General features: G+C 70.2%; 24 protein-coding genes. 14 read left to right on the forward strand and 10 right to left on the reverse strand.

Features of this window, described 5'->3' with window-relative positions; genetic code table 11:
* On the forward strand, window positions 1-252 hold a 252-nt coding region (locus ABZS69_RS29385), incomplete at its 5' end, for a hypothetical protein (RefSeq protein ID WP_355378224.1).
* 403 nt (window positions 253-655) lie between these two features.
* On the opposite strand, the gene ABZS69_RS29390 is transcribed toward ABZS69_RS29385, so the two are convergent.
* The 3 genes from ABZS69_RS29390 to ABZS69_RS29400 form a co-directional block, all read right to left on the reverse strand.
* Complete coding sequence (locus ABZS69_RS29390) at window positions 656-1285, reverse strand: hypothetical protein (protein WP_355378225.1); 630 nt, start codon at window positions 1283-1285, stop codon at window positions 656-658.
* Window positions 1282-1506 (reverse strand): hypothetical protein, encoded by a 225-nt coding sequence (locus ABZS69_RS29395; RefSeq protein WP_355378227.1) that lies wholly within the window; start codon window positions 1504-1506, stop codon window positions 1282-1284. Before ABZS69_RS29395 ends, ABZS69_RS29390 begins: the two co-directional genes overlap by 4 nt.
* A 303-nt stretch (window positions 1507-1809) precedes the next feature.
* Window positions 1810-2367, reverse strand: coding sequence for a hypothetical protein (locus ABZS69_RS29400; RefSeq protein WP_355378228.1), 558 nt, complete (start codon window positions 2365-2367; stop codon window positions 1810-1812).
* Between the two features lie 88 nt (window positions 2368-2455).
* Here ABZS69_RS29400 and ABZS69_RS29405 point away from each other — a divergent pair, with 88 nt between their 5' ends.
* The 6 genes from ABZS69_RS29405 (at window position 2456) to ABZS69_RS29430 (ending at window position 6152) form a co-directional block, all read left to right on the forward strand.
* A complete protein-coding gene (locus tag ABZS69_RS29405) occupies window positions 2456-2974 on the forward strand; it encodes an AAA family ATPase (protein WP_355378229.1) in 519 nt (172 codons plus the stop codon).
* A gap of 10 nt (window positions 2975-2984) precedes the next feature.
* Complete coding sequence (locus tag ABZS69_RS29410) at window positions 2985-3353, forward strand: histidine phosphatase family protein (protein ID WP_355378231.1); 369 nt, start codon at window positions 2985-2987, stop codon at window positions 3351-3353.
* Window positions 3340-3597 carry a histidine phosphatase family protein gene (locus ABZS69_RS29415; RefSeq protein WP_355378233.1) on the forward strand — a complete coding sequence of 86 codons (258 nt, stop codon included), beginning with the start codon at window positions 3340-3342 and terminating at the stop codon, window positions 3595-3597. Before ABZS69_RS29410 ends, ABZS69_RS29415 begins: the two co-directional genes overlap by 14 nt.
* Window positions 3598-4122 (forward strand): GNAT family N-acetyltransferase, encoded by a 525-nt coding sequence (locus tag ABZS69_RS29420; RefSeq protein WP_355378234.1) that lies wholly within the window; start codon window positions 3598-3600, stop codon window positions 4120-4122.
* Between the two features lie 428 nt (window positions 4123-4550).
* Entirely contained in the window at window positions 4551-4802 is a 252-nt protein-coding gene (locus ABZS69_RS29425; protein WP_355378236.1) for a hypothetical protein, read from the forward strand.
* A gap of 21 nt (window positions 4803-4823) precedes the next feature.
* Window positions 4824-6152, forward strand: a complete 1329-nt coding sequence (locus ABZS69_RS29430; protein ID WP_355378238.1) for a hypothetical protein — start codon at window positions 4824-4826, stop codon at window positions 6150-6152.
* A gap of 15 nt (window positions 6153-6167) precedes the next feature.
* Here ABZS69_RS29430 and gvpO read toward each other — a convergent pair whose 3' ends face one another.
* The 4 genes from gvpO to ABZS69_RS29450 all read right to left on the reverse strand — a co-directional run bounded on the left by gvpO (window position 6168) and on the right by ABZS69_RS29450 (window position 11646).
* Window positions 6168-6488, reverse strand: coding sequence for a gas vesicle protein GvpO (gene gvpO, locus ABZS69_RS29435; protein WP_355378240.1), 321 nt, complete (start codon window positions 6486-6488; stop codon window positions 6168-6170).
* A 93-nt stretch (window positions 6489-6581) separates the two neighbouring features.
* Window positions 6582-7586, reverse strand: a complete 1005-nt coding sequence (locus ABZS69_RS29440; RefSeq protein ID WP_355378242.1) for a LacI family DNA-binding transcriptional regulator — start codon at window positions 7584-7586, stop codon at window positions 6582-6584.
* Window positions 7583-10348 (reverse strand): glycoside hydrolase family 3 C-terminal domain-containing protein, encoded by a 2766-nt coding sequence (locus tag ABZS69_RS29445; RefSeq protein ID WP_355378244.1) that lies wholly within the window; start codon window positions 10346-10348, stop codon window positions 7583-7585. Before ABZS69_RS29445 ends, ABZS69_RS29440 begins: the two co-directional genes overlap by 4 nt.
* Before the next feature lie 98 nt (window positions 10349-10446).
* On the reverse strand, window positions 10447-11646 hold the full coding sequence (locus tag ABZS69_RS29450; RefSeq protein ID WP_355378245.1) for an ROK family transcriptional regulator: 1200 nt from the start codon (window positions 11644-11646) through the stop codon (window positions 10447-10449).
* A gap of 211 nt (window positions 11647-11857) precedes the next feature.
* Here ABZS69_RS29450 and ABZS69_RS29455 point away from each other — a divergent pair, with 211 nt between their 5' ends.
* From ABZS69_RS29455 to ABZS69_RS29465, 3 genes are read left to right on the forward strand one after another with little or no spacing between them, the layout of a single operon-like run.
* Window positions 11858-13498, forward strand: coding sequence for an extracellular solute-binding protein (locus ABZS69_RS29455; RefSeq protein WP_355378247.1), 1641 nt, complete (start codon window positions 11858-11860; stop codon window positions 13496-13498).
* A gap of 28 nt (window positions 13499-13526) precedes the next feature.
* Window positions 13527-14504 carry an ABC transporter permease subunit gene (locus ABZS69_RS29460; protein ID WP_355378249.1) on the forward strand — a complete coding sequence of 326 codons (978 nt, stop codon included), beginning with the start codon at window positions 13527-13529 and terminating at the stop codon, window positions 14502-14504.
* Window positions 14501-15412 carry a carbohydrate ABC transporter permease gene (locus tag ABZS69_RS29465; protein ID WP_355378250.1) on the forward strand — a complete coding sequence of 304 codons (912 nt, stop codon included), beginning with the start codon at window positions 14501-14503 and terminating at the stop codon, window positions 15410-15412. The genes ABZS69_RS29460 and ABZS69_RS29465 overlap by 4 nt, the downstream gene beginning before the upstream one ends.
* Before the next feature lie 29 nt (window positions 15413-15441).
* Here the strand turns inward: ABZS69_RS29465 and ABZS69_RS29470 are convergent, their stop codons facing one another.
* Window positions 15442-16590, reverse strand: coding sequence for a DUF418 domain-containing protein (locus ABZS69_RS29470; protein ID WP_355378252.1), 1149 nt, complete (start codon window positions 16588-16590; stop codon window positions 15442-15444).
* 174 nt (window positions 16591-16764) lie between these two features.
* On the opposite strand from ABZS69_RS29470, the gene ABZS69_RS29475 reads away from it, so the two are divergent.
* A complete protein-coding gene (locus ABZS69_RS29475) occupies window positions 16765-17307 on the forward strand; it encodes an RNA polymerase sigma factor (protein WP_355378253.1) in 543 nt (180 codons plus the stop codon).
* A gap of 49 nt (window positions 17308-17356) precedes the next feature.
* Complete coding sequence (locus ABZS69_RS29480; protein WP_355378256.1) at window positions 17357-17830, forward strand: peroxiredoxin family protein; 474 nt, start codon at window positions 17357-17359, stop codon at window positions 17828-17830.
* A gap of 39 nt (window positions 17831-17869) precedes the next feature.
* Here the strand turns inward: ABZS69_RS29480 and ABZS69_RS29485 are convergent, their stop codons facing one another.
* Entirely contained in the window at window positions 17870-19048 is a 1179-nt protein-coding gene (locus tag ABZS69_RS29485; protein ID WP_355378258.1) for an NAD(P)/FAD-dependent oxidoreductase, read from the reverse strand.
* 111 nt (window positions 19049-19159) lie between these two features.
* Between ABZS69_RS29485 and ABZS69_RS29490 the strand changes: the two genes are divergently transcribed.
* Window positions 19160-19843 carry a TetR/AcrR family transcriptional regulator C-terminal domain-containing protein gene (locus ABZS69_RS29490; protein ID WP_355378260.1) on the forward strand — a complete coding sequence of 228 codons (684 nt, stop codon included), beginning with the start codon at window positions 19160-19162 and terminating at the stop codon, window positions 19841-19843.
* Between the two features lie 372 nt (window positions 19844-20215).
* Here ABZS69_RS29490 and ABZS69_RS29495 read toward each other — a convergent pair whose 3' ends face one another.
* Window positions 20216-21097 (reverse strand): NAD(P)H-binding protein, encoded by an 882-nt coding sequence (locus ABZS69_RS29495; RefSeq protein WP_355378262.1) that lies wholly within the window; start codon window positions 21095-21097, stop codon window positions 20216-20218.
* Between the two features lie 48 nt (window positions 21098-21145).
* On the opposite strand from ABZS69_RS29495, the gene ABZS69_RS29500 reads away from it, so the two are divergent.
* Window positions 21146-21517: a MerR family transcriptional regulator gene (locus ABZS69_RS29500; RefSeq protein ID WP_355378264.1), complete on the forward strand. Its 372-nt coding sequence runs from the start codon at window positions 21146-21148 to the stop codon at window positions 21515-21517.
* Window positions 21518-21526: the final 9 nt, after the last annotated feature.

A 21526-nucleotide genomic window follows, 5' to 3' on the forward strand; every position in this document is an offset into this window, starting at 1 on the left:
GCCCGCGTGGTCGCAATGCCTGGCCTTGAGTGGTTCCCGTACGACTGTCTGGGGACGCGGACGAGGGTCCGGGAGTACCTCACCCGTGGGAACGTCGAGTACGAGCAGTGCATCGAGGGTGGCGCGTACCTGATCCGCCGGACGCAGCGGAGCAACGCCGCAAAGCCCACAGTCACGGAGATCGGCCGTGGCAAGACACGGATCGCCGTACTTGATCTCTGGAAACTGATCGTCATAGGAGATCTCGGCTAAACGGCCTGCATGTCGTGTAACCAAAGCGCGAGAGCCCAAGGACGGGCGTTTCCGATGCGTGCCGTCCACGTCCGCTTCCTCGGTCAAAGCCGGGGCATTCGGGTCAGCGATCCGGTGCCCGCTGCTGAATGGGACGCATGGAGATCTGCCCCGGCTGCGGCCCTCACCTTCACCGTTGTCGCCGGGCAGGACCCGATCCAGAACCGTTGTGCCGCCCGGTACCGGCCACCCCTCAGCCAAGGGCGAGTACGGCGAGCAGGGACAACGCCAGCACCGGGCCGAGCCGGTAGCGGCCTCCCCTCGTGAGCGCTCGCTCCCGCTTCGCCTGGTCGCAGAGCCGGCATGGCGTCGGCTTCGGGCCCGGCTCCGACTGCGGGTGAGGAATTTCCAGGGCCTCAGACGATCAGGCGTCTGTCAGCTTCGGCCGTCCGCGAGGGCGCAGCCGCTCTCCGACCGCCCTGAGCCTGTCCAGCGTGAGATCCATCGGATCGCCTTCGGCCGCATCGAGTAGATAAGACTTCAACAGCGCTTCCGCGTCATGCGTCATGGCGAGCCGACCGAGCATGTCCCTAAGGGAGGAAACCGCCTGGGAACGCGTACCGGCCTCGTCCGCGGAAGCAGCCGTCCCCCTCTCCGCCTCGTTCAGCAGCTTTCCAACAGCCTGATGTGACATGCCCAGCAGGTAACCGATGTCGCGGTGAACGTAACCTCTTCGCGCCAGATCAGCGGCCGTGGCTTGCGTCGCTTCTGCAGCCTTTTGTTTGACGAGAGTCGCCGCGAGGCGGGTCACCAGCGTGGCCACCAGTTCTGTGGCCACTTCATCGTCGGCCACGGTCAAGTCGAAGTCGGCGTCAATCTCGGCGACATCCATATCCAGCATGGTCGCCACCAGGTCACGCGCCATCTCCTCAGCTTGTTCCAAGCGCTTCACCTGTGTGTGGTAGCTGCGCTTGAGGCCCGGTCCGGAGATGGTCAAAGCCCACCAGTCGTCGCTTCTACTGGCGGTGATGGCGTAGGTGTCGCGCTTGCTCACTGGTCCTCCTGCTCCTTCGCGACCTCAGCGAGGATGCTCTCCCAGTTCTCCAAGATTCCTTTCGCCGTGCGCTCGTTGACCTCCGAGTGGCGAGGCACAGGCATCGCCTCCGAACCGGCGTGCCACTTGGTGTGGCTGCCGCCTTCGGTGGAGTGAACAGGTACGCCGTACTCCTTGGCGAGCTTGCGCATCCGTCGCTCCAGATCCCGCTTCCTCATCATCAGTGTAGGCTACCGAGGTTGCATAGAACTAGGCAACTTAGGTTGCAGAGTCACACGGACACTGTCCAACCAGCCCAGGAACCCATCTGAGCGCCTCAAGCCGATCTGCGGGTCACGTGTAGATCGACTTACGCGTAATGCAGTAACTCGATTTACGCATGGTCGGGCGGTCTGCCGAACGGTGGTCGTCGCCCGTGGCGGTGCTCGGGCATGGCGAGCTGCGACGGCGCGGCACCGTCACCTGCGTTACGAGCCCCTGTCACGGATCAACGGCCGGCGATGGGTGCCCGGGATGCGGGGTCGTCACGCTTCCTCGGGCCACTCCCCCTGGAGGTGCAGGCGGATCAGTGCCGCGTGGGAGAGCGGGGTGGTGGGGTCATGGATGTCGCCGTTGGTGGTGTAGTCGAGGAGGACGACGTCGCGGTCGGCGGCGAGCAGGCGCAGGCGCTCCACCAGATCGCCGGTCCTGTGCTCCAGAACCCAGCGGTAGGCGGGCAGGTAGATGCGGCGGCGGGCGGTCAGGTAGGGGAGCAGCCGGTCCCCGTGGAGGCCGTCCCGGTGGCCGCGCACCGGTCCGTGTTTGCGTACGGTGCGTTTGAGGCCGGTCATGGTGGTGATCGTGAGCTTGGCCGGGTCGACATCGGCGGTCTCGAAGACCTTGAGCGCCTGCCAGATCCCCTCGACGGTCTGGCCGGTGACGCCCGGGGACTGCGGGACGGGGATGCCACCGTGCGGGTAGAACGGGCTCAGCCGCACCCATGGCTCGTCCGCTTTGGAGGTCACGTCGATGACCTCGGCCCCGGGGAAGGCTCTGGCGAGTGAGGCGGCAGAACGGCGGCGGCCGGCAACCTGGATCGGCACGAACGACAACCCTTCGTGAGAACGGACGGGTTCAGCTTGGCCGACGGGAGTGACATTTTCCGGGGTGGGCCTTCCTAACATGGGGCGCATGCTCATCGTCATCGGCGGCCTCCCCGCGACAGGCAAGACGACGCTCGCCCGGCTCCTGGCCGCCCGCATCGGGGCGGTGCACGTACGGATCGACACCATCGAGCAGGCCATCGTCCGCTCCGGCCTGGCCGGTCACCCCGTCGGCCCCGCCGGATACGTCGTCGGTTACGCCCTGGCCGGGGAGCACCTGCGGCAGGGGCTGACGGTGATCGCGGAGTCGGTGAATCCGCTGGCCATCACCCGCGACGCCTGGCGGGAGGTCGGGGTCGAGGCGGGCGTTCCGGTGGCCGAGGTGGAGGTGGTCTGCTCCGATCCGGCCGAGCACCGGCACCGCGTCGCCTCGCGCTCGGTCGACATCCCCGGCCTGTGGCTGCCTGACTGGCGGGAGGTCGTCGAGCGCGAATACGAGCCGTGGGAGCGCGAACGCGTCGTCGTCGACACCGCCGGACAGGGCCCTGAGGACTCGCTCGCCGCCCTCCTCCAGGGAATCGAGCGCGTTGAGGGCTCCGGCTCGTAGGGTCGGGCGCATGGGTGTCCGCGTGTTGTGCCTGCGCCATGCCGAGTCGGAGAACGTCGTCGCCCAGGTGGCCGGGGCGCTGCCACTGGCGGAGCTGACCCCCAGGGGGCGGGTGCAGGCGGCGGAGGCGGCCGAGCTCCTGCTGGGCGAGGGGGTCACCCGGATCTACGCCAGCACGGCGGTCCGCGCCCGGCAGACCGCCGAGATCATCGCGCGGGGGCTGGGGCTGCGGGAGGTGGTGGCCCTGCGGGGGCTCGTGGAGTTCGGGGTCGGGCGGTTCGAGGGCACCGCCGACCCCGACGGTCCGGGCGCGTACCTCCGAGGTGCTGCGGTCCTGGGTCGTGGACGGGCGGTTGGGGGAAGCGGTGGCGGACGGTGAGGACGGGCACGCGGTCGTGGCCCGCGTGGTCGCCGTCTTCGCCTCCATAGCAGCCGCCCGTCCAGGTGAGGCGGTTGTGCTGGTCGGGCATGTCGGCAGTCTTACCGCGGGGCTCAGCGTGCTCTGCGGGCTGGGTGAGCGGGTGTGGGGGGCGCCGCTCCCGCACGCCGTGCCGTTCCCGGTCGAGTGGGACGGCCGGTCTTGGCGGTGCGCGTCGTGGCCGGCTTTGCGACAAGATCGATAGGTGACCTACCTCGCCCAGGGCACCCGCGTCGGCATCCGCCGCATCGGTCTCGACGACCGTACGGAATTCCTGACCTTGAACAGGCAGAGCGCCGACCTCCTCGCCCGCTGGATGCCCGGCATCCCCATCGTCACCGACGAAGCCTTCGAGGGGTACATGGCGCGCTTCGACCACCCTGCGAACGAGGGCTTCGTCCTCTGCCGGCTCGACACCGGCGCGATCGTCGGCCGGGCCAACCTGAACAACATCATCCGGGGCACCCGCCAGGACGGCACCCTGGGATACTGCGCCTACTCCTCCACGACCGGCCGGGGCTACATGACCGAGGGGCTGCGGCTGCTCGTCGGGTACGCGTTCGGCGAACTGGGGCTGCACCGCGTCGAAGCCAACATCCAGCCGTCGAACACCCCCTCCCTCAACCTGATCAAGCGGGTCGGCTTCCGGAAAGAGGGATATTCGCCGGGCTTCCAGTTCATCGACGGCGCGTGGAGGGACCACGAGCGGTGGGCCGTCACCGTGGAGTAGGCCGGTACGGGCCCGGGTGGCGCATGGCCCAGACGGTGCCGCGGGCGATGCGCTCCTTGAAGGTCGCGGAGGCCCGGCCGGAGGTGCGCGCCACGTGTCGGGGGAGATCTGGGTGCCTTCGCCGGTGTTGCGGTTCTCGTGGTCCGGGAGCAGCCCTATGTCGCTACGTGCGCGTGTCTGGCGCGGGCCAGGTAGGAGAGCCCTCTGACGGTGCGGGATGGCGAACTGTGTCGTAGCGGCCGGACCAGGACAGCGAAGGTTTGGGCGAACGGTGTCCGGCGAGCGCCTATCGCTCAAACGTTCTACCCAAAGATGCAAACTTTCGGTAGCGTTACAATCACACACCGTAGAGGTGGGCGGCGGGAGGTGGGCGGGGTGCAGGTCGAGCAGCACACGCAGCGGTGCCGCCTCCGGGCGAGGGCCGGTGCATGAGCGTGCTCACCGCGACCGCGACCTGCACCGCCCACTCCGCGACGGTGGAAAAGACCGGCGAGATCATCTCTGACACCCTGCTGGTGCAACGGGTCGCCTGGCTGAGCGGCCTGGCGCGGGAGCTGACCGCCCATCTGGTCACCGCCCGGTGGAACCCCGGCGATCTGGACGCGCTCGCATCCGGGGTCGGGCCGGACGGGCGGGCGTTGCCGTCGAAGGGATGGATGGCCGTCCGCAGGCTCGGCTAGGGCGCAGGCCCGGAACCGGGGGTGTACGTGTGCGATCGGGTGCTGCGCTGCGCCCAAGAGCAGGCCGCCCGCACCTTGCGGCTCGCGCTGCACCGGCGCCGCCTGGTGAAGGCGATCGTGGCGACCTGGCCGGCCAGCCCGTGGGCGCGCACCGACACCGAGTGGACGGCGCTGCGCAAGGTGCTGCCGGACGGGGTGAGCGCGGCGGACATCCGCAACCGGACCCGGCAGATCCGCGCCCACCGCGATGCGCATGGCGCGTTGCTGGCTGATCTGACCGAACTGGAGGAGCCCCCGGCCAGTGCGACACAGATCGTGCTGGCAGCCGCCGACCGGCAACTCATCACCCTGGAGCGCACCGACCAGCGCAATGCCCACCTGCGGGTGCGGCTCCCCCTGGCCGATGCTCCGGCCTGCCGCAGGGACTGGGCCTGGCACCTGCTGCCGATCACCTTGCCACCTACCGTCCCGCCAGAGGCCACCTTGTGCACCCCCACCCTGCGGGTCAGCAAAGGCCGGGTACGCGTCGATCTGCCGTTCCAGATCCCGATCGCCTTCGCGCCCGCCACCGGCCACGTGATCGGGTGCGGGTTCGACTGGGGCCTCAACACGCTGCTGACCGGCACGGTCGCCCGGCTGGTCGATGGCCGAGTCCTCTCGGATGGGCGTCCGCTGGCCTACGACGCCACCGGCATCTCCGCCAAGCTGCACCGGCTGCGGGCCGAGCGTGAACACCTAGCCACCAAGCACAAGCACCAGGAAACCCTCCTGGCGGGCATCACCGTCACCGATCCCCGTTTCGCGCAGTTGAGCGCGGCCTGCCTCCGGCACTGCTCGGCCCCGGACCGGCTCACCGAGAAGGGCTGGACTTGGGCGTACTGCCCGGCCTGCGGCCTGTCGTGTGATCGAGACCATGCCGCGGCCGAGCGGATCGTCGCGCGCGGCCTGCTCGGCCAGCACGTCACCCGCATCCACCGCACCACCGGTACCCGCACCATCGGCAAGGCGGTGGAGGGCAACGTCGCCCGCGCCCGCCGGGCCCGCAGGCCCACCAGGGCGGCCCGCCGCGCCCGCCGCACCCGAACCGACCTGCACCCCCGACCGGCGCACGGTGCCCGCCCCGCTCCCTCCGGGGAGTGGACAGCGTCCGGCGGGCCATGCACCCAAGCCGGGACGGCGCCAGCCGAACCGGACAGGGCATGTCAGGAATTCTCACCACCGGACCGGCTTCCACCGCGCCCAAGCCACCCCCGTGCTCACACTCACCCAGCACAGGGGCGGCCCACGCCAGGCCACGCCTGTCCGAGCTGCCTGACTCCTTCAGGAACTACAGAGAATTCAAGACGCTGAAGTACACGCCGACGATCATCCTGCCGGCGTGGAGTCGGCGTCGCAGCGCCGGTAGCGCCGCAGCCTCCGGTACGACAGCAGGCCGCCCTGCGCGTCGATCTCGGCCTCGTAGAGGGCGAGGATGTCGTCCGAGGAGGGGATGCGACGGTCTTCGACGACCTCGACGCCGATCTTCCAGCCGCCCTCGACGGGTTCGACCGCCGTGACCCCCTCGGCCTCCTTGGCGGTCAGGTCGGTGATATGGCGGAGCCCGACCCCGCCGGCCGTCACGGCCGTCAATCCCTTCGGGCCCGAGTCCGCGGCTGAGCGCCCCGGGGGCACGCGCGGCTCGGTCATTGCGTCTCCCCTCGCACGCGGCCAGCCTGCCCCGAGAAGGGGGCGCGGAACTCCACGAGGCGAAAAAGCGGACAGCCTTGACGCCGCTTTGGGTCAGGTGCTGGCGCGGACGGCCAGGAGCGGGGTCAGGAGGGTGGAGTCGGGGACGGCGCGGCCTTCGAGCTTGTCCATGACCAGGCGGACCGCCTCCCTGCCCACCTCTTCCGCCGGGATCAGCACGGAGGAGAGCGGCGGGCTGGCGCGCTCGGCCACGTCGTCGGGGCAGATCGCCACCACCGCCACGTCGTGCGGCACCCGCCGGTCGAGCTGCCGCAGCGCCGCCAGGACGTGGCCGACCGCCGCCTCGTTGTGCACGACCAGCCCGGACAGGCCGGGGCGGTCGAGGAGCAGGCCGCGGACGGTCTCGTACACCTCGTCGAACGTCTCCTCGCACGGCAGCGCGACGCCCTGCAGGCCGTGGGCGGTCACCGCCTCCACGAACCCCTCGCGCGTGCGGCGGGCGAACCCCGTCCCCCGCTCGTACACCACCGAGGGCGCCCCGAGCAGCGCGATCTCCTCGTGGCCGCGTTCGGCCAGGTGGTCCACGCACCGCGCGCCCGCGGCGGCGAAGTCGAGGTCGACGCACGTCAGCCCGGCCGGTTCGGCGGGGAAGCCGATGAGGACGCTCGGCTCGGCCAGCTCGCGCAGCAGCGGCACCCTGCGGTCGTCCAGCTCGACGTCCATGAGCACCAGCGCGTCCACCAGCGCGCTCGCGGCGACCCGGCGGATGCCCTCGGTGCCCTCGTCGGCGGTCAGCAGCAGCACGTCGTGGTCGAACCGGCGCGCGGCCGTCACCACGGCGCTGGCGAAGCGCATCAGGACGGGCACGTGCATGCCCGCGCGCAGCGGCAGCACCAGCGCGATCACGTTGGAGCGCTTGCTGGCCAGGGCGCGGGCGCCGGCGTTGGGGTGGTAGCCGAGCGCGCTGATGCTGTCGAGCACCCGGCGCCTGGTGTCGGCCGAGATCGTCCGCTTGCCGCTGAGCACGTAGGAGACCGTGCTGACGGCCACGCCCGCGTGCTTGGCGACCTGGGCGATCGTGACCGTGCGCCCGCTCAAGCCCCGGCTCCGAAGTCGAGCCTGGCCAGCGTCACGCCGTCGTTCTCGAACACGGCATAAAGATCGTGCACGCCGTCCGCGTCCGCAAGCGTGGCCGTGATGGCGTGGTAGGCGTAGCGCTCGCTCCTGGGCACGGGGAAGGTGGCGAGCGCCGGCCCATAGAGGGGGTCGCCGCGGCGGATGGTGATCATGCCGCCTTCCACGCTGCCGGCCGTCGCCACGCACGTGGTGGCCCCGCCGAGATCGACCCGCCGGAACAGGATCCAGGCGCCCTCCGCGTCGGACCTGACGGCGTCGCCGTCCACCTTGGTCTCGTCCACGAACGTGATCGCGTCGTACTCGTCGTGCGCCGCCGCGCGCAGCAGCCCCGACTGGGGCGGCACGGTCTCGCCGTCCACCTCGAAGCGGGCGCTCAGGCGCAGGTCAGTGGCGCTGCGGCCGACCATGAGCTGGTGCGGCGCGCTCTCGACGACGAACCTGCTCCTGGTCACGTCCCAGAACGCCAGCTCCGGCACCGGCAGGGTCAGGGTGACGGCACGGCTCTCGCCGGGCGCCAGGCGGACCTTCTCGAAGCCCCGCAGGCGGCGCAGCGGCTGCTTGACGCGGGAGCGTTGCTGGTGGGTGTAGAACTGGACGACCTCCACGCCCGGCCGCGGGCCGGTGTTCGTCACGGTGGCCTGGGCCCGCACCAGGTCGCCGTCCAGTTGCACGCGCAGGTCGGCGTACTCGAACGTCGTGTAGCTCAGGCCGTGGCCGAACGGGTGGAGCGGGACGCCGCGGAAGTACAGGTACGTGGCGTCGGAGGCGATGATGTCGTAGTCGAGCAGGTCGGGCAGCTCCTGCTCGGAGCGGTACCACGTCTGGGTGAGCCGGCCCTCCGGGTCGGCGTCGCCGAAGAGCACCTCGGCCAGGGCGTGGCCGTACTCCTGGCCGCCGTGGGCCGACCACAGCACGGCGGGCACCTCGTCGTCGGTCCAGGTGAGCGGGTAGCCGCTGGTGATGACCATGACGGTGCGGGGGTTCGCCTTGCGGACGGCCCGCACCACGGCGTCCTGCCCGGGGGCGAGGGCCAGCGTCATGCGGTCCTCGGTCTCGCGGCCGTTCACGAGCGGGTGGTCGCCGACCACCACGACCGCCACGTCGGCCGCCGCGGCCAGGCGGGCGGCCTGCTCGGTGCCGCTCCTGACCACGTCCATGGCCAGCCAGACCGCCTGGTCGGCGTCGTCGACCAGGCGCAGCACGCCGTCGTCGCCGGCGCCGACGTAGCAGCCGGTCGAGATGTGGCGCAGGGCGAGCGTGCCGCGCGGCCGCTCCTCCATCCGGAACGTCTGGCGCACCTCCCACCCGTTGGGCCCCGGCTGGTCGTTCACCAGCGTGACGCCGTCCACCGACACGAACCGGCCGGTCGCCACGGCCCGCAGCGCGTAGGCCCCGCCGCCCCAGTCGAACAGGTCGAACGCGCCGGCTTCCGAGCCCACGCCGAGCGGCCCGCCCGCGGGATCGGCGGCCACCGGTCCGGCCTCGGCCGTCAGCGTCACCCGGTCCACGGCCTCGCAGAACACCGTCTCGCACCGCTCGCCCAGCCCCTGGCGGACGGTGACCGCGTACGGGAGGGTGCCGCTGTACCAGTCCTCCAGGAGCGCGTCGCCGAGCTGCCCGATCACCGCGACCTTGGTCACGCCGTCGAGCGGCAGCAGCCCGTCGTTCTTCAGCAGCACGAACGAGCGCCGCGCCGTCTCCCTGGCCAGCGCCTGGTGTTCGGGGCAGTTGACCACGTTGTCGCTGATGTCGTCGTACGGCGTCGCCGGGTCGAACTCCCCCAGCCGGAACCTGATCGACAGCGCGTGCCGCACGGCCCGGTCGACGTCCTCCTCGGCCAGCAGCCCCTGGGAGAGCGCGTCGCGCAGGTGACCGAGCGTGGCCTCGGAGCGGTCGTCGTCCTGGGTGAAGCTGTCGAGGCCCGCCTTGATCGCGTGCGCGTACGCCTCGGGCAGGGTGTCGTGGTAGCCCTGGAGCGCGGTGAGGTTGCCCGGCGCGTACGCGTCGCTGACCACCAGCAGGTCGTCCGGCGCCCACGCGCGCAGGACCTCGCCGATCAGCGGGCTGAGGTGCGCGGGGCGGCCGTTGACCAGGTTGTACGACGGCATGACCGCCACCGCCGCGCCCTCCTCGATGGCGGCCCGGAAGGCGGGCAGCTCGTACTCGCGCAGCACCCGGGGCGGCAGGTTGCTGGAGGTCGTGCAGCGGTCGGTCTCGTTGTTGTAGGCGAGGAAGTGCTTGAGTGTGGGGGCGGTCTTGAGAATTTCGGGAGCGCTCCCACGAAGCCCGCGCGAATAGGCCGTGGCCATCACGCCGGTCAGCCACGGATCCTCGGAGTACCCCTCCTCGTTGCGCCCCCAGCGGGGGTCGCGCAGCGGGTTCACCACGGGTGCCCACACGTTGCGCCCCGCGCCCGCCGGATCCTTGTGGTGGAAGGCCAGCACCTCGTCGCTGGTGGCCTCGCCCACCCTGCGTACGAGGTCGGGATCCCACGTCGAGGCCAGCCCGACGGCCTGGGGGAACACGGTCGCCGGTCCCAGCCAGGCCAGCCCGTGCAGCGCCTCGGTGCCGGTGCGGAACGCGCCGAGGCCCAGCCGCTCCACCGGCGCCTGGTATTGGTGCAGCAGGCCCACCTTCTCCTCAAGGGTGAGCCGGCGCACCAGGTCGTCGATCCGGTCGGGAATCGGGATCGCTGGGTCGCGGAAGGATTCTTGCATGGTCATCCCTCTGAGAGTGTCGAAGCGCTTCGACGACCGGCCTGGGGAAGTTACGCGGACATTTCGGTGGATTGACTGAAGAGTGCACTCCCCGGTGACCAAGGTCAAGGGACTCGGGGCAATCTCCCCGAATCTATGGAGTCGAGCACCCTCGCGGCGCCGCCCAGCGCGGCCGCGTCGTGGCCCAGCGTCGAGGCGACGACCTGGCAGCCTCCCGCCTCGGCGGCAATCACGCGGTCGTCCATCTCGTCCTGGACGGCGGGCAGCAGCCACGGCGCGAGCGGGACGTAATAGCCGCCGAGGATCACGACCTCGGGATTGAGCAGGTTCGCCAGGATCGACACGCCCTTGCCCAGGCTCCGGCCCACCGACTCCAGCGTGGTCAGGGTCGCGGGGTCGCCGGCGCGGGCGAGGCGTACGGACTCCTCGATCTCGACCTGGATCTCGGCGGGAGAAGGGTCCTTGCCCAGCACGGCGCCGATCCCGGCCATGACCTCCAGACAGCCGCGCCGCCCGCAGTGGCACTCGGGGCCGTCGGGGTCGAGCTGGACGTGGCCGATCTCGCCGCTGTAGCCGCGCCGGCCCCGGCGCAGCCGCCCGTCGAGGATGATCCCCGCGCCCACGCCGATCTCGCCGGTGAGGTAGACGAGGTCAGAGGCCCCCGAATGCGCGCCGAAGCGCTGCTCGGCCAGGGCGGCGAGGTTGGCGTCGTTGTCGACCTGGATCGGGAAGCCGGGATCGCGCAGCGCCTTGGTCAGGTCGCCGCCGATGTCGGCGTCGCGCCAGCCGAGGTTGGGCGCGATGCGTACGGTGCCCTGCACGTCGACCAGCCCCGGCACGGCCACGGCCAGGCCCAGGATCTGGCGCTCCTCCTTGGCGATGCGGTTGACCACGCGCCTGATGATCGCGCCGACGCCCGCGACGCCCTGGTTGACGGACTCGCCGCCGCTGAACGAGCGCCGCCACGTCAGCAGCCGCTCCCCGGCGAGGTCGGTGGCCACGGCGGAGACGTAGTCGACGTTGATCTCGACCCCGATGGCCGCGTACGGCGAGCCGTCCAGGACCAGCATCGTGGCCGGCCGGCCGACCCGGTTTTCCGTCAGGCCCGTCTCACGGACCAGCCGCCGGTCGATGAGGTCCGCGACCAGGCTGGAGACCGTCGCCTTGTTGAGCCCGGTGGAGGCCGCGATGTCGGCCCGCGAGCAGGGCGCGTGCTCCCGGACGAACCGCAGCACGACCGCGAGGTTGGTGGCCCTTACGTCGGCGAAGTCGGCCGGCTGAGGGCCGGTCGTAGAAGTGATCAATATCCGCCCCGTTCCCGCCAAGAGATGACCCCAGCATGCCGCATCCCTGGCTCCCTTCACCAACACGGGCCGATGCCGCGACCCCTTGCCATCGGCACCAACCTGTGACGTCGCGATCCCTTGTGGCGACGGTCACAGTCTACTAATTTGTTTGGTCGCAATACCAACTAATTGTAATAAGGCCATCCCCACTTGGAGAAGGGAGCGGGCCATGGCAACCAACACGTCCCGCCGCGGATTCCTCGGCCTGGTCGGTGCGAGCGTTCTGGTGGCCGGCTGCGCCGAGAAGAAGCAGCTGTCCAAGGGTACGGCCGTCGCGGCCGACAAACTCAAGAGCCTGGTGCCCACGCGGATCCCGTTCGAGATCCCCGGGCTCAAACCCGATCTGCCCGGTGCCGAGTTCGTCTCGCCCGGCTTCCTGACCCGCCCGGCCACCATGGTGCAGGCCGTCACCACCAAGCCGCTGACCAGCGGCAAGGAAGTGACCGCGATGACTCCGCTGTGGGGCACGGTGCCGCCCGGCCTGGGCAGCAACTCCTACTACGACTACGTCAACGAGCGCCTCGGCGGCGTCGTGCGGTTCAACATCTCCGACGGCAACACCTACGGGCAGAAGCTCAGCACCCTGCTGGCCAGCGGCGACGTGCCCGACATGCTCATGGTGCCGAACTGGGAGCTCATCAAGATCGCCCACTTCACCGAGGCGGCCAACAAGCTCTTCGCCGACCTGTCCCCCTTCCTGGCCGGGGACAAGGCCAAGGAGTTCCCGCTGCTGGCCAACTACGACACCGCGGCCTGGCAGTACGGCGTCTTCGGCGGCGTCCTTCAAGGCATCCCCTGGCAGAACGACCCGTTCCCGTTCGCCACCTTCGTCCGCCAGGACATCCTGAACGAGCTGGGCCTGCAGCAGCCCAAGAGCGGCGACGACCTGCTGGCGCTCGGCAAGGCCATCACCGACCCCAAGAAGAAGCGCTGGGCGTTCGGCGGCGGCATGGAGCAGGAGATGCAGCGGGCCTTCGGGGCTCCGCGCGAGTGGCGCAAGAAGAGCGACGGCACGCTCGAGTACAAGTACGAGACCGCCGAGTTCGCCGCCTCGATCGAGTTCATGACCAAGCTCTTCGAGGCCGGGTGGGTCCACCCCGACATCGTCGCGAACAAGGACGCCGACAACAAAGCCGTCTTCGGCAGCGGCCAGATGATCATCTACCGGGACGGGCTCGGCGCCTGGCACGAGAACCTGGGCCGGTTCCAGGCCGACAACCCCAAGTTCGACATGCAGATCGTCGCACCCTACCCGGCCAAGCCCGGCGGCAAGACCATCATGTGGCGCAACGAGCCCGCCAGCATGTTCGTCTTCATCAAGAAGGGTCTCGGCGACGCCCGCACCCGCGAGCTGCTCGCCCTGTCCAACTGGTGCTCGGCGCCGTTCGGCACCCAGGAGTACGAGCTGGTCTTCAACGGCGTCGAGGGCAAGCACTACGACGTCAAGGACGGCAAGATCGAGCAGACGGCGCTCGGGCGCAAGGAGGTCGCGCCCACGTACATGTTCCTGTCGGGCCGGCCGAACGCCAACGAGAAGAGCCAGTACAAGGGCCTGGTCCAGGCGCAGTACGACTGGCAGACGATGGCCTCGAAGATCCTGGAGAGCGACCCGTTCGTGGGGATCCGGGTGGAGACGCCCTCCAAGATGGCCGGGCTGACCACGCCCACCGAGGACAAGATGCAGGAGATCTTCCGGGGCAAGCGGCCCGTGTCCGAGTGGCCGAAGATCGTCAAGGAGTGGCAGGAGCAGGGCGGGAACGAGGCGCGCGACTTCTACACGAAGGTCGCGCGGGAGAACGGCAGGCTGTGACCCCGGCGACTCTCGCGAGGGGCTTCTCATGGGCGTGACGACGGCCAGGCGAACGGCCCGGCACCCCCTGAGCGTCGCGGCCAAGCCCCACGAACTGACCTGGCGGGCCAAGCTCCGGCGGGACTGGCCGCTGCTCGTGATGAACCTCCCGATGCTGCTGCTCGTCCTCGCCTTCTGGTGGATCCCGGCCCTGGGCAACGTCATCGCGTTCCAGGACTACAACCCGTACACCGGCGGGATCACCGGCAGCCCGATCATCGGCTTCACCAACTTCGCGCTGCTCTTCCAGGACCCGCAGTTCCTGCGCGCCATCGCGAACACCCTGTCCATCACGGCCTTCCAGCTCGTCTTCTACTTCCCCGTGCCGATCATGCTGGCGCTGCTGCTCAACAGCATCGTCTCGGCCCGGCTGAGGGCGTTCGTGCAGGGCGTGGTCTACATGCCGTTCTTCTTCTCCTGGGTGCTGGTCATCGCCATCTTCCAGCAGATGTTCGGCGGGGCGGGGCTGCTGGCCCAGATCCTGCGGGAGCAGGGCCACCAGGGCGTCGACTGGATGACGAACTCCGACACGTTCATCCTGCTGATCACGTCCCAGACCGTCTGGAAGGACGCCGGCTGGGGCGCGATCATCTTCCTGGCCGCGCTCAGCACCATCGACCCCAACCTGTACGAGGCCGCCGCCGTGGACGGAGCCCGCCGGTGGCGTCGCATGTGGCACATCACGCTGCCCGGGCTGCGTCCGGTGATCGTGCTCCTGCTGATCCTGCGACTCGGGGACGCGCTGAACGTCGGGTTCGAGCAGTTCATGCTCCAGCGCAGCGCCGTCGGCAGCGCGGCGTCCGAGGTCTTCGACACGTTCGTGTACTGGTCGGGCCTGCGTACCGGGGACCTGGGGTACGGGGCGGCGGCCGGGCTGTTCAAGGGCCTGGTCGGGCTGCTGCTCATCGTGGCGGCCAACCGGGTCGCGCACGCGTTCGGCGAGCGAGGGGTGTATTCGCGATCATGACCGTCCTCACCTCCCGGAAACCCGCCCGGCTGTCGCCGTGGGAGGAGCGGCCCTCGCCGGCCGGCCAGTTCGGCAAGGGCACGCTGATCACGCTGGTCGTCCTGGTGATCCTCGGCCCGCTCTACACCATCGTCCTGACCAGCCTCAGCTCGGCCGCCACGGTCAACCGCGCGGGCGGGCTGGTGCTGGTGCCGGAGGGGCTCACGTTCGAGGCGTACGAGCAGATCTTCTCCGACACGGTCGTCAGCCGGGCCGTCCTGGTCAGCACGGGCATCACGGTGGTCGGGACCCTCATCAGCGCCGGCGTGAGCATCCTGGGCGCGTACTCGCTGTCGCGCCCGGGCTCGTTCCTCCACCGCCCGCTGCTGTTCAGCGTGCTGCTGATGTTCGTCTTCTTCCCGGGCATCATCCCGGTCTACCTGATGGTCAGCGGCCTGGGCCTGAAGGACGGCTACTGGTCGCTGATCCTCCCGACGGCCGTCTCGGCGTTCAACGTGGTGGTGCTGCGCTCGTTCTTCATGAGCATCCCGGGCGAGGTCCTGGACAGCGCCCGCATCGACGGGGCCGGCGAGTTCCGCATCCTGTGGCGCATCGTCCTGCCCATGTCGAAGGCGGTCACGGCCGTCGTGGCGATGTTCTACGCGGTCGGCTACTGGAACGCCTGGTTCAACGCGATGCTCTACATCGACGACACGAGGAAGTGGCCGCTGGCGCTGATCCTGCGACAGTACGTGGTGGACTCCAACCCGTTGCCCAGCGCCACGGCGGGCGTGACGGGCGACGCCCCGCCGACGCTCGCCATCAAGATGGCCATCGTGGTCATCGCCGTGATCCCTGCCTTGATCATCTACCCCTTCGTGCAACGCCACTTCACCAAGGGCGTGATCGTCGGCGCCGTCAAGGGCTGACCGCCTCCGTCGTGGTGACCACGGCGGAGCTAGGCCCAGTTGGTGAGGCGGCGCAGGGCGTACTCGACCGGTCCGTAGCGATGCGTACGCAGCCAGCGCGCGCTCAGCCAGAGCAGGACCGTGTAGATCGCCAGGGCCACGCCCATCACGGCGAGCGGCGACAGCCTGCCCGCCAGCGCCAGGCCGTACCCGGTGAAGACCAGGCAGCACAGCACCGACTGCCCGACGTAGTTGGAGGCCGCCACCCGCCCCGCGGGCGACAGCGCGCGCCCGGCAGCGGGGAAGCGCCGGATCACCCGCAGCAGGGTCACCACGTACGCGGCGGCCAGCAGGATCGAGGTCACCGTGGACACCGCCAGGCCGACCAGCTCCCACGCGCCCGGCGCGCCGGCCGTCAGCGCGAGCAGGACCCCGCCGGGCAGGCCGAGTCCGAAGCCGATCCACTGGATGCGCGGCGCGAGCTGCCACCACCGCCCGGTCTCCTCCAGCAGCCTGGACCTGCCCGCCGCCAGCCCGAACAGGAACATGGCCAGCGCCATCGGCCCCTGGAAGATCCAGATCATCGCGACCAGCGGCGGGTACAGCTCCAGTTGCAGGCTCAGCACGTCGAGCGGGCTGCCGGTGGCCAGGGCCAGCGTGCGGGCAGCCGCCGCGGTGCCGGCCGCCGGAGCCTGACCGGCCGTCGGGTCGAGGGTCGACAGCCACGCCAGCCCGGACCACAGCAGGGTCAGCACGCCGACGATGACCGATCCGGTCACGACGGCGGTCTTCGGCCTGATGTCGCGCAGCGCGAGCAGGAGCAGGCCGAGGGCGGCGTACAGGGTGAGGATGTCCCCGATCCACAGCAGGATCCCGTGTGCCAGGCCGATCACGAACAGGCCCAGGCATCTGCGCAGCGTCCTGGCCCGCACGCTCGCGCCCGCCCGCTCCGCCGAGCGCATCTGCAGCGTGAACGAGTAGCCGAACAGGAACGAGAAGATGATGTAGAACTTGGTCAGCACCAGGGCGGTGATGACCGTGGCCACGGGCCCGTCGGGGATCGGCATGGTGCCGTTGACCGCGTAGCCGGGATCGGCGAAGAAGCCGATGTTGGCCACCAGGATGCCCGCGAGCGCGAAACCGCGCACCGCGTCGATCTCGTGGACCCGACCGGCGAGCTGCGTGCGCACTTGTGTCATGGGTCCGAAGCTACGGACGGCGCGCCTGCCCGGGCATCCGACCTTGGTCTGCCTCCGGGCGACTAAAGCAGCACTACCGGCGAGGCCGCCGCGCCGGCGGGACTGAAGGGTGAATCCTTTTGCGGGGTGGATGCCTCTTATGAGGTGATGGCCGCACCGGTGAAGGAGATGGATATGGGTGCCGACCGCTCCTGGGCGAGCGCGCAGCTCATCAGGGCCGCGCAGGACGGTGATCGCGAGTCGCTCGCCGCGGTGATCCATGGCGCCCATTCCCATGTACGGCGCTTCGCGGAGCATCTTTGCGCGTCCCCGCAGGACGCCGAAGACGCCGCGCAGGAGGCGCTGATCATCCTCTACCGGAAGATCGGCTCGCTGCGCGCCACCGGGGCGCTGGCGTCATGGATGTTCAGGATCGTCAGGAACGAGTGCCTGCGCCGCGCTCGACTGCTGTTGGAGCGCCCGGACGAGGCCGAGCCCGGCCTGGCGACGTCGGCCGAGGACGAGGCCATCCAGCGGCTGGAGGCTGAGCTCGTCGCGCAGGCGATCCAGGAGTTGCCGGACGTCCAGCGCAGAGTGTTGATCATGCGGGACGTGCTGGGCTACCCGGGGCGCAGGGTCGCGGAGGCGCTCGGCCTGAGCGACGCCGCGATGAAGTCGCACCTGCACCGGGGCCGCGCCAGGCTCCGGCTCAACCTGGGCGCGACGTCCGACGCCTGACCTGTGTGGCCGCATTTCCACCACCCGAGTGAGAAGGGGAAGTTTCGCCATGCTCGAAACCGGATCGCCCGCGCCCGACGTGGTGCTGGAGGACACCGACGGCCGGCCCGTCCGGTTGTCCGACTACCAGGGCAAGAGTGCCGTGCTGATCTATTTCATGCGGTCGACGTCGTGCCCGGTCTGCTACAGGCACGTTCAGGACCTCATCCGGCGCCGCGACGAGTTCGCGGGTGACGGTGTTCAGGTGTTCGTCGCGGTGCCCGAGGACCGTCAGGAAGCGGCGGCGTGGAAGGCCAGGCGCCGAGTCCCGTTCCCCGTCCTCGTGGGCCTTCGGGGCACCCCGCACGAGACGATCGGCCTGAGCAGGAAGGTCTTCGGCTCGCTGCAGCAGTCGGGCAGCATCCTCGTCGACTCCCAGGGCATCGTCCGCCACGCCCACGGCGCCACCCTGCCGACCGCCGGCTACGACAGGAAGGGGATCGGCGCGGCCGTCCAGGGCCTCCGCGGGCGATCCGCGACTTGATCGGCCGGTACGCGACGTCCACTCGGAGGAGTCGCCGGCTCAGGCGGCGGGGAGGGGGTCCTGGCCGAGCAGGCGGTGGCCGTTCGCGGCGGAGGTGCGTACGGCGGCGAAGCCGTAGGCGGTCATCGCGGCCTCGTACTCCGCCAGCGCCGGGACGAGGGGCCGGCCGTCGGCGGCCTCGGCCAGCGCGGTGGCGAGCGTGCTCGCGTCCCGCAGGGCGGTGTTCGCGCCGATCCCGCCCGCGGGGCTCATCGCGTGGATGGCGTCCCCGAGCAGCGTGACGTTCGTGGTCGGCCAGGGCTCGATCGGCACGCTGGTACGCAGGACCAGGGCGAAGACCGTGGACGGGTCCCAGTGCTCGATGATCGCCCGGACCCGGGGGTGCCAGCCCTCGATCGCCGTCAAGGTCAGGGCGCGCAGCTCGGCCCCCGTCATCGTGCGCAGCTCGTCGTCAGGCGGCAGGAGCTCGCGGCGGGCGCCGAAGGCGCAGGTCATGTAGTCCTGGGTGGCGTCCAGCACGGCCTCGGGGGCGAGCCTGGCGGCGGCCTGTGTCACGGACTCGGGAAACTCCACCGGGGCGACGCCGACGAAGCCGCCGTCCGGGCAGATGATCGGGGTGAAGACGGCGAACATGTCGTCCAGGAACAGCTCGCGGGTCCGCGCCGTGAGCGGCACCTTGCCGTACAACTGCCGCAGGCCCGTGTCCACCACGCGCGCGTGCGGCAGGTACTGCCGGCGCACCGGGGAGTTGACGCCGTCCGCGGCCACGAGCACGTCTCCGGTCGCGGTGGTGCCGTCGGCGAAGTACGCGGTGACGCCGTCGCCGGCGCCGACCCGGTAGTGCGTGAACCGCTTGCCGAACCTGACCACGTCCGAAAGGCCCGAGAGCAGGATCCGCCGCAGCGTCAGCCGGTCGACCGCCAGGTGCACGCCGCCGTCGGACGGCTCCAGGACCGCGAGCCGCCCGAGCCGGTGGTCGAAGACCGGCGTGCTGGTCCGCGGGAGCCCGGCGGTGGCGCGGAACAACCGGTGCAGCCGCTCGGGCAGGCTCTCGGCCAGCGCCCGGTCGCCGTGCTCGTCGATGTGGATGCGGTAGCCCTGCTGCCGGGAGGTCAGGGAGTCGTCGCTCTCGTACACGGCGACGCCGACGCCTCTCCGCCGCAGCCCTTGCGCCAGGCACAGTCCGCCCAGCCCGGCACCGATGACGATCACCTGCATCTCCGCTGTCCTCTCACCGAATCTTCCCTAGCAATGCAAGGGAGAGACTAACACTGCTAGGGAATGCCTTGCACTGCTAGATTGGTGGGCGTCAGACAGAGGAGTTCGCGCATGGCACGTCAGGACCCCGGCTTCCCCGGCGGCATCGAGGAGGCCGAGCCGAGGCTGGACCGCGCCCAGATCGCCCAGGCGGCGCTGGACCTGCTGGACGAGCACGGCTTCGACGCCTTCAGCATGCGCAAGCTCGCCGTGGCGCTCGACATCAAGTCGCCGTCGCTCTACTGGCACGTACGCGGCAAGGACGAGCTGTTCGACCTGCTGATCGACGTGGTCCTGGGCAAATGCCGGCTGCCGGCCGACGACGGGCGCCCCTGGCGCGAGCGGCTGGCCGGTCTCGGGCTCGAACTCCGCCAGGTCCTCCTCGCGCACCCCGCGGCCACCCGGCTCCTGCCGGGCAGGGTGCCCTTCGGGCCGAACGGGCTGCGGCTGGCCGACCACATCATCGGCATCCTGCGCCAGGCCGGCTTCGACTACCGGCTGTCCAGCTACGGCTACCTGCTGCTGCTGTTCTATGTCACCGGCTTCGCCGGCCAGGAGATCGCCTTCGGCAAGGGCCCCGCCAACCACACCCGCCTCGTCCAGATCACCCGTTTCCTCAACGAGCTGCCCGCCGACCGCTACCCCCACCTGACGGCCGTGGCCGACGAGCTCACCGGCGCCCCCGGCCTCACCCGCCGCTTCGAGCTGGGCCTGGCCGGGATCCTCAACGAGCTGGACCGCGAACGCGGCGAATGATCACCCGACACGAAGACCTGGCCACCTCGGGCGGCCAGGTCCACATTCGTGAAGGCGCGAAGCTCAGCGGCGACGGCGGTTGGAACGGCTGCTGCTGTCGCTGTTGATCTTCTTCTTCGGCCCCAGCCGATTCGGCCCAGGGGGCTCGAAGCCCAGGGACAAGACCCTCGCAGCAGACATATATCGCGGGAAGATCATGGTTTCGCTCCTTTCGAGAATGCGGTGGAGCGGTTGAGGGACTGGAGCGCACACCCCTAACCGACTATTCGGACATTCACCTTTAAGAGCCACGTTACCTCGCATATCATTCCCCGGCTCTGGCACGTCCGATTCAAGAGGCCTACAGATTCAGGAGATCGTTCGTGACTCCCGTCAGGCGAACTCGGCCGCGTGGTCGATGGCCCACTTCGCGAACGTGCCCGCCGGTCGGCCGGTGAGGCGCTCAATATGATCGGTGATGAGGTTCGACTCACGCCGACGCTCCGAAGCGGCGATCAACGCGTCCACCAGCCGCTCGGGACGACCGTCCGCGAGCATTCGCGATCGCGCGAGCTCGGCCGGAAGCGCCTGGAAGCGCAGACTCCGCCCGAGCGCGGCGCCGAGGTGGTCGACCTGCTCGGCGCGGCCGAGCACCTCGGGTCCCGTCAACACGTACGGGCCCCGATCCCGTCGGCCGTGGCCGGCGAGCAGCACGCCCGCCGCCGCGTCGGCGACGTCGCGCTCGTCGACCACCGCCGTACGCGCGACGTCCGGGCCCGCCACCACGTCGCCCGCGCGCAACTGTGCCGCCCAGCCACGGGCGTTGGAGGCCAGCGTGTCGCTCCGCAGCACCACGGGTCGCAGACCGGCGTCGTCGAGGAGGGCCTCCAGGTCCGCGTGGACCTGAACGATGGGGTCACTCTGACGGGCGGCTCGGTCGTCCACGGCTGTGGAGGACAGGTAGACGACACGGGGCGCCGCCGCGGCGATCTCCGCGACCAGGCCGTGGGCGGGGGCGGAGTCGAGCAGCGGCCAGATGAGGAAGACGGCGTCGACGCCCACGAGCGCCGCACGTACGGCAGCGGGGTCCGTGAGGTCGCCGACCACCGGCTCGGCTCCGGGGAGCGGAGCGGCGCGCCCTCGCACGAGGCGCCGCACGCGCGCGCCGTGCGCCAGGAGGCGGTCGGCGACCTCCCGGCCGAGGTTGCCGGTCGCGCCGGTGACCAGGACCGATGGACTGTGACGGGCGCCCTCGGGGCGCGTGGTGTCGGGCACGGGCGAGACACTAGGGGTTCAGGTCGACATGAAGGCAAGGCGTGCGTGGTGAAGACGATCGGAGAGGTCGCCGCGGAGCTCGGAGTCGAGGCTCACGTGTTGCGGCACTGGGAGCAGGTCGGGGCGCTCACCGTGCGTCGCGACGGCAACGGCTACCGCCTCTACGACGACACCGCCGTGGAACAGGCGCGCACCGTGCTGAAGCTGCGGCGCGTCGGGCTGTCGTTGCCCGAGGTCGTCGCCGCCATGGCGCCGAAGAAGTCGGCGGCACAGGCGGTCGTGAGGGCGAAGATCGCCGCACTCGAAGACGAGATCGCCCGCAGGCGGCAGGCCATCACCTTCCTGCGGCACGCCGTCGAGTGCCGGCATCGGTATCTGGATGAGTGTCCGGACTGCTCGAGTTTCGTCAGTGACGCCTGAGCCTGACGG

The organism is Nonomuraea sp. NPDC005650, assembly GCF_040605375.1.
In the GTDB taxonomy this organism is placed as follows: domain Bacteria; phylum Actinomycetota; class Actinomycetes; order Streptosporangiales; family Streptosporangiaceae; genus Nonomuraea.